The 7,260-nt window shown below is 69.5% G+C and carries 8 protein-coding genes; 7 read left to right on the top strand and 1 reads right to left on the bottom strand.

What is annotated here, in order from left to right:
• From G3573_RS02415 to G3573_RS02395, 5 genes are all read left to right on the top strand, one after another.
• Positions 1-1,605: tetratricopeptide repeat protein (locus tag G3573_RS02415; RefSeq protein ID WP_163259251.1), on the top strand; the 1,605-nt coding region annotated here is incomplete at its 5' end.
• Positions 1,606-1,893: 288 nt separating this feature from the next.
• The gene (locus G3573_RS02410) at positions 1,894-3,648 is read left to right on the top strand and encodes a tetratricopeptide repeat protein (RefSeq protein WP_163259250.1); all 1,755 of its coding nucleotides are present in this window, start codon (positions 1,894-1,896) and stop codon (positions 3,646-3,648) included.
• An 18-nt stretch (positions 3,649-3,666) separates the two neighbouring features.
• Entirely contained in the window at positions 3,667-4,317 is a 651-nt protein-coding gene (locus G3573_RS02405; protein ID WP_163259249.1) for a hypothetical protein, read from the top strand.
• Positions 4,318-4,408: 91 nt separating this feature from the next.
• Positions 4,409-4,873 (top strand): sel1 repeat family protein, encoded by a 465-nt coding sequence (locus G3573_RS02400; protein WP_163259248.1) that lies wholly within the window; start codon positions 4,409-4,411, stop codon positions 4,871-4,873.
• Between the two features lie 46 nt (positions 4,874-4,919).
• Positions 4,920-5,093 (top strand): hypothetical protein, encoded by a 174-nt coding sequence (locus G3573_RS02395; protein ID WP_163259247.1) that lies wholly within the window; start codon positions 4,920-4,922, stop codon positions 5,091-5,093.
• Here the strand turns inward: G3573_RS02395 and G3573_RS02390 are convergent.
• Entirely contained in the window at positions 5,090-5,416 is a 327-nt protein-coding gene (locus G3573_RS02390; protein ID WP_163259246.1) for a hypothetical protein, read from the bottom strand. The two genes, G3573_RS02395 and G3573_RS02390, sit on opposite strands and share 4 nt — an antisense overlap.
• Before the next feature lie 131 nt (positions 5,417-5,547).
• Here G3573_RS02390 and G3573_RS02385 point away from each other — a divergent pair, with 131 nt between their 5' ends.
• Together G3573_RS02385 and G3573_RS02380 are read left to right on the top strand one after the other, a co-directional pair.
• A complete protein-coding gene (locus tag G3573_RS02385) occupies positions 5,548-6,471 on the top strand; it encodes an ABC transporter ATP-binding protein (RefSeq protein WP_163259245.1) in 924 nt (307 codons plus the stop codon).
• Entirely contained in the window at positions 6,472-7,233 is a 762-nt protein-coding gene (locus tag G3573_RS02380; RefSeq protein ID WP_163259244.1) for an ABC transporter permease, read from the top strand. It begins immediately after the preceding gene.
• The last annotated feature ends 27 nt before the right edge of the window (positions 7,234-7,260 follow it).

The following is a 7,260-nucleotide window of genomic DNA, read 5'->3' as shown; positions in this document are numbered from 1 at the left end:
CCACTGGCGGCGGCCGCGGCGCTGGAGGCGCCGGCGGCGACAGGCGACATCCAGCGCATCCCGGACCTCGGCCCGACCCGGGTGAAGATCACCACCACCAGTCCCGACGCCCAGGCCTGGTTCGACCAGGGCCTGATGCTGGCCTACGGCTTCAACCACGACGCGGCGATCCGCTCGTTCCGCAAGGCGCAAGCCGCCGATCCGACCTGCGCCATGTGCTTCTGGGGCGAGGCGTGGGCGCGCGGCCCCAACATCAACGCGCCCATGGACGGCGGACAGACCCCCGACGCCGTCGCGGCGGCGAAGAAGGCGCAGGCGCTGGCCGGTAAGGCGACGCCGATGGAGCAGGCCCTGATCCAGGCGGTGGCGACGCGCTACTCGCTCGATCCGAAGGCCGACCGCGCCGTGCTCGACCGCGACTTCGCCACGGCCATGCAGGCGGTGGCCGACCGCTTCGCGGCTGACGACGACGTTCAGCTGATGGCCGCCGAGAGCGTGATGGACACGCGGCCCTGGGACTACTGGGAGGCGGACGGCGTCACCCCCAAGGGCCAGATCGGCTGGGCCATCGCGCGGGTCGAACAGGTGCTGAAGCGCAATCCCGACCACCCGCAGGCCGACCACCTGTACATCCACCTGGTCGAGGCCTCGAAGACCCCGCAACGCGCCGAGGCCGCCGCCGACCGCCTGAACAAGCCGCTGGTGCCGACCGCCGGCCACCTGGTGCACATGCCGGCCCACATCTACTTCCGGGTCGGGCGGTTCGAGGACTCGTACCAGTCCAACCTCGCGGCCGTGCGCGCCGACGAGGCCTTCTTCAAGGCCAATCCGGAGTCGGCGATCTATCGCTACGGCTACTACCCCCACAACGTGCACTTCCTGGTGGCGTCGGCGCAGATGGCCGGCGACCGTAACGCCGCGCTCACCGAGGCCGCGCGCCTGCGCTCGGTGCTGGACGTGGAGACGGCAATGCGTGCGCCCTGGGTGCAGGCGATCTGGGCGGCGCCGTCCTTCGCCTACGCCCAGTACAGCCCGCCGGCCGAGATTCTGGCTCAGCCAGGGCCGGACGCGCGCCTGCCCTATGCGGTGGGCATGTGGCGCTATTCGCGGGCGGTGGCGAACGCCTTGAAGGACGACCCGAAGGGCGTGGAGCTGGAGCTGATCGAGCTGCGCAAGGTGCGCGACGGCAGCGATTTCACCGTCATGGAGGCCGGCGGCTTCCCGGCCCGCACCCTGCTCAGCCTGGCCGAGCAGGTGGCCTGGGGGCGCCTGGCCATGCAGCAGGGCGCCTACGAGCGCGCGGTCGCCTACTTCCAGAAGGCGGCCGAGCTGGAGGCGCAGGTGCCCTACATGGAGCCCCCGTTCTGGTACTACCCCGTCGGCCAGTCGCTGGGCGTGGCCCAGCTGAAGGCCGGTCGCGCCGCCGACGCCAGGCAGACATTCACGACCGTGCTGGCCCGCCACCCGAACGACGCCTGGGCGCTGTACGGCCTGGCCGAGGCGCAGGCCTCGCTGGGCGACAAGGCCGGCGCGGCCCAGAGCCGTGCGGCGCTGGCCAAGGCCTGGAAGGGCGAGCCCGGCTGGCTGAAGCTGGAAAGATTGTGATCTCTCCTTCTCCCCTTGCGGGAGAAGGTGGCGCGCGGAGCGCGTCGGATGAGGGGTGTCGGCGCGACGCCTGAACCGACTGGCGTGACCACGCTCTTCGTTCTGAAACCTCGGCGCTGTCACCCCTCATCCGGCCGGCTCCGCCGGCCACCTTCTCCCGCAAGGGGAGAAGGGGAGACCGTCGTTCCTTGACGCCCGGCGCCGCTTCCTGTCCCTTCGCTACGGACACTTGCGGCGAGTGGCGTCTCCCGCATGGGGAGAGCGCGCTCGCTTCGATGGAGGCGGGGAATGGAACAGCTGAAGGTTCTGGGGTTCGCGGGCGCGGCGTCGCTGCTGCTCGGAGCGGCCGCCGCGCCGCCGTCGACCGACGCGTTCGATCCGCTGGCCCAGGGCGCGGCCATGTGCGGGTCGAAGGGCGCTTCCGGCCTGGGCCTGCGCATGCGCCTGCTGGCGGCGGCCGGGTACGAGACGAGCCGCCCGTCGGCGACGGATATCCAGCGGATGCCCGAGCTGGGCCCGACGCGACTGAAGATCAGCACGAACAGCCCGGAAGCCCAAGCCTGGTTCGACCAGGGCCTGATGCTGGCCTACAACTTCAACCACGACGCGGCCATCCGCTCGTTCCGCAAGGCCCAGGCCGCGGACGTGACCTGCGCCATGTGCTTCTGGGGCGAGGCCTGGGCGCGCGGTCCCAACATCAACGCCCCGATGGACGCCGGCGAGACGCCGGACGCGATCGCCGCCGCCCGGAAGGCCGCCGCCCGGGCGGCCTCGACCACGCCGCTGGAGCAGGCCCTGATCCAGGCCATCCAGCTGCGCTACTCGTCCGATCCGAACGCCGACCGCGCCGCGCTGGACAAGGCCTTCGCCGCCTCCATGCGCCAGGCCGCCGAGCGTTTCCCGGCTTCCGACGAGGTCCAGATCATGGCGGCCGAGGCGGTCATGAACACCCAGCCCTGGGACTACTGGGACGCCGACGGCGTGACGCCCAAGGGCCAAGCCGGCTGGGCGGTCGAGCGGGTCGAACAGGTGCTGAAGCGCAACCCCGACCACCCGCAGGCCGACCACCTGTACATCCACCTGGTCGAGGCCTCGAGGACCCCGGAACGGGCCGAACCCTACGCCGATCGTCTGCGCCGCAACGCGACGGCCGGGCATCTGGCCCACATGCCCGCGCACATCTACTTCGTGCGCGGCCGCTTCCAGGACTCCTACGACGCCAACGTCGCCGCCGTGCGGGCCGACGAGGCCTTCCTGAAGGCCAATCCGGGCTCGGACATGTACCGGTACGCCTACTACCCCCACAACGTGCACTTCCTGGTGACGTCGGCCCAGATGACCGGCGACCGGAACGCGGCTCTGGCCGAGTCCGCGCGGCTGATGAAGACGCTCGACGTCGGCGTCGCCCAGCGCATCCCGTGGGTGCAGGCGATCTGGGCCGCCCCATCTTTCGCCCACGCCCAGTTCAGCAGCCCGGCCGAGATCCTGGCCCAGCCGGCCCCAGACAAGCGGCTGCCTTATGCGACCGGCATGTGGCGCTATTCGCGCGTGGTCGCCTACGCCATGCAGGACGACAAGGCCGGCTTCGATCGCGAGCTGGCCGAGCTGCGCAAGCTGCGCGAGACCGCCGACTTCTCGGCCGAGGAGGGCGGCGGCCTGCCGGCCCGCACCCTGCTGAGCCTGGCCGAGGAGGTCGCCCAGGGCCGCCTGGCCTACCGCCAGGGCGCCTTTGAGCGGGCCATCGGCCACTTCGAGACGGCGGCCGCGCTGGAGGACCAGCTGGTCTACCAGGAGCCGCCCTACTGGTACTTCCCGGTGCGCCAGTCGCTGGGCGCGGCCCAGCTCGCGGCCGGCAAGGCCGCCGACGCGCGCGCGACCTTCACGACCCTGTTGACCCGCCACCCGGAGAACGCCTGGGCCCTGTACGGCCTGGCCGAGGCGCATGAAGCCCTGGGCGACAAGGCCGCCGAGATGCGCACCCGCGCCTACCTGGAGAAGGCGTGGAAGGGCGAACGCGGCTGGCTCAAGCTGGAGCGGTTGTAGGCGCGGGGGAGGGCCGACGTGCGTCGTGGATTGATCATCACGCTGCTCGTCATGGCGGCGGCGGTTGTGCTGGTCGGCGGGCAGTTCGTTCTCGACGACCGTGGGACCTACCACGTCGTCGTGGCCGTCACGGTGGCCGCACTCTGCGCCGCCTTGTGGGTTGTCGGGGGCAGGTCGGCTGATCCGCGGCGTGACGCACAGCGTCGGCGTCGGAAGGTCGTGTGGTTGCTGGTTTCGACAGCCCTCTTCGCCGGCCTCGGCGTCGCAGCGACCTACCAACCGGACCTGACAGCCGTCACCGGCGTCGACAGCGGGATTGTCGGCGTCTTCCTGCTGTTCGCGTGGCTCCTATGGTCGATCAGCTATCTGTCGATCTTCTCCGCCAACCTTCTCGCGTATTGGGGGCTCCCGCTTTTCTGGATCGTGGTCGTGTTCTGGGGGCCATCCGCGCTGCAACTTCCGGCCCTCGTCGCGCTGCCCGTCTCGGCGATCGGATCCATCGTCCTCCTGCGCTGTCCGCGATGCCTGACCCGTGCCTTCAAGGTGTTCCGGTTCCCGATCAGCGGAGCGCCGTGGGGCGAGACCTGTGACGGCTGCGGCCTGTCCTTCCATGAACACTCCTACCTTGACCGCGAGACCCAGGCTCCGTCGCACTCCGCTGGAACCTGACAGCTCGCAGCCAAGTCTCTCCACGGCTGGCACCATGAAAATTGGATGGATAACGATTCCAATCTCGGTCGCTGCATTACTCGGAGTTGGCGTGACCGGGTGGCTCCTTTGGGGCCATGAGATCGATGAGGGGATGAAGGCGGCTAAGGGGGGCGACGGACCTGGGGCCCTGCGCCACTGGACGCCGTTGGCTCAACTCGGAAGCAAGGAGGCGCAGCGTCTGGTTGGACAGGCGTATGCCTTCGGTTGGGGCGACATCCCTAAAGACTCGTCGCGCGCCATGTATTGGTTCCGCCGTTGCGGCCCGCGATGCGGGTACTCGACGGTTGACGACGAGCAGGCCAAAGACCCGGCTGCCGCGCAAGCATTGATCATCGCTAAGGCCTTTGCGGCGGGCGCGAGCGGCGGCCCTCCCGACCTCGCCGAGAGCGCCAAATGGCTGCGCTTGGCCGCCGATGGGGGAAGTCAGGAAGCTGCCGCCATGCTTGCCGAGCAGCGTCGAGCTGTCGGGGCGCCGGAAGCCCCCGCTACTGGCGCGGCCGCCGACGAGCGCTGATCGGAGGCGGCCGTCACGCGTTCCCTCCCCACAAAGGAGGCCCGCCATGCCCGATCGCCCCAAGAACCGCGAAGTCGAGAACGAGGACCTGCGCCCCGCCGGCGATGGCCGTCCGCCGCGGCCGGCCACCGAGCCGAAGGGCGCGCGGGCGCAGAAGGACAGCCCGACCCGCACCGACCCGGGCTCCGGCGAGCCGCGCGGGGAGGGGCGGCGGCCTTAGTTGCCCTTGGCCGGCGAGCGGCGTCCGGCGTTCGACAGCGGCTGGCCGTAGCGCTCGCGATTGGCGTGGGTGTCGGGGATCGGCGCGTTCGAGATCAGCCGGCCCTCGTCGTCGGTCTTGAGCATGTACTGGCGGGTCTGGGCGGGCGTGGTCTGTTCCAGCGCCGGCTCGCGCGGCGTGGGGGTGCGCTGCGGCGTGCTCGGTCCTTCGATGTAGGGATCGTCGTCCTGCTTGACCGAGTCCGAGCGGGCCGGCGGTTCGGCCAGCGCCGGGGCGGCCGCCAGCAGGGCGGCGGCGAGAAGAACGCGTGAAGCGATACGCATGGATCGGGCCTCCTGACGAAGCCCGTCCCCCTCCCGCGCCGAACGGTGCACACCCCCGATGGTTCCGGCCTCTAGCGCCGGCGCGGGAGCGCCGGTATCTGAGGACAGGGCGTCACTGGAGCGGGGGCCGCGTGCAGCCGATCATCTCGGTTTCGGGTCTGTCGAAGACCTACAAGGGCGGCTTCCAGGCGCTCAAGAACGTCGACCTGGAAATCCGCAAGGGCGAGATCTTCGCCCTGCTGGGGCCGAACGGGGCCGGCAAGACCACCCTGATCAGCATCGTCTGCGGCATCGTCAACCCGACCACGGGCACGGTGCTGGCCGACGGCCACGACGTGGTGAAGGACTTCAAGGCCGCCCGCCGCAAGATCGGCCTGGTGCCCCAGGAACTGTCGACCGACATGTTCGAGCGGGTCTGGGACACGGTGAAGTTCAGCCGCGGCCTGTTCGGCAAGGGCCCGAACCGCAAGCTGCTGGAGAAGGTCCTCAAGGACCTGGCCCTGTGGGACAAGCGCAAGAACAAGATCATGACCCTGTCGGGGGGCATGAAGCGCCGGGTGATGATCGCCAAGGCGCTGGCCCACGAACCCGACATCCTGTTCCTGGACGAGCCCACCGCCGGCGTCGACGTCGAGCTGCGCCGCGAGATGTGGGAGATGGTCCGCGGTCTTCGCGAGCGCGGCGTCACCGTCATCCTGACCACCCACTACATCGAGGAGGCCGAGGAGATGGCCGACCGGATCGGGGTGATCTCGAAGGGCGAGCTGATCCTGGTCGAGGACAAGCACGTCCTGATGCGCAAGCTGGGCAAGAAGCAGCTGACCCTGCACCTGCAGGCGCCGCTGAGCGCCCTGCCGGCCGGCTTCGAGGACGAACCGCTGGAGCTGTCGGCCGACGGCCACTCGCTGGTCTACACCTTCGACGCCCACGCCGACGAAACCGGCATCGCCGCCCTGCTGCGCCGCCTGGCCGCGCACGGCGTCGACTTCAAGGACCTGCAGACGAAGGAGACCTCGCTGGAGGAGATCTTCGTCAACCTGGTGAGGGGGCGGTAAGTGAACCTGCACGCCATTAGAGCCATCTACTTCTTCGAGCTGGCGCGCACCTGGCGGACGCTGATGCAGTCCATCCTGTCGCCGGTGATCTCGGTCTCGCTGTATTTCATCGTGTTCGGCTCGGCGATCGGCTCGCGCATGGTCGCCATCGACGGGATCCAGTACGGCGCCTTCATCGTGCCGGGCCTGATCATGCTGTCGATCCTGACCGAGAGCATTTCCAACGCCTCCTTCGGGATCTACCTGCCGAGGTTCTCCGGCACGATCTACGAAGTGCTGTCGGCGCCGATCAGTTCGACCGAGATCGTCATCGGGTATGTCGGCGCGGCGGCCACCAAGTCGGTGATCCTGGGCACGATCATGCTGGCCACGGCGCGCCTGTTCGTGCCGTTCGAGATCGCCCATCCGGTGTGGATGGCCGGCTTCCTGGCGCTGACCGCGGTGACCTTCAGCCTGTTCGGCTTCGTGCTGGGCATCTGGGCCGACGGCTTCGAGCGGCTGCAGATCGTGCCCATGCTGATCGTCACGCCGCTGACCTTCCTGGGCGGCGCCTTCTATTCGATCGACATGCTGCCCGAGCCCTGGCGGCAGATCACCCTGTTCAACCCGGTCGTCTACCTGGTCTCAGGCTTCCGCTGGAGCTTCTTCGGGGTGTCGGACGTGGGCGTGTGGTGGAGCCTGGCGGCCACCGGCGCCTTCCTGCTGCTGTGCCTGACGATCGTCAGCTGGATCTTCAAGACCGGCTACCGGCTGAAGGCGTGAGGGGAGGGGCAAATCCTCCCCCTAGCG

The organism is Caulobacter sp. 17J65-9, assembly GCF_010975005.1.
Taxonomy (GTDB): domain Bacteria; phylum Pseudomonadota; class Alphaproteobacteria; order Caulobacterales; family Caulobacteraceae; genus 17J80-11.
This window is presented reverse-complemented; position numbering and strand designations above follow the sequence as displayed.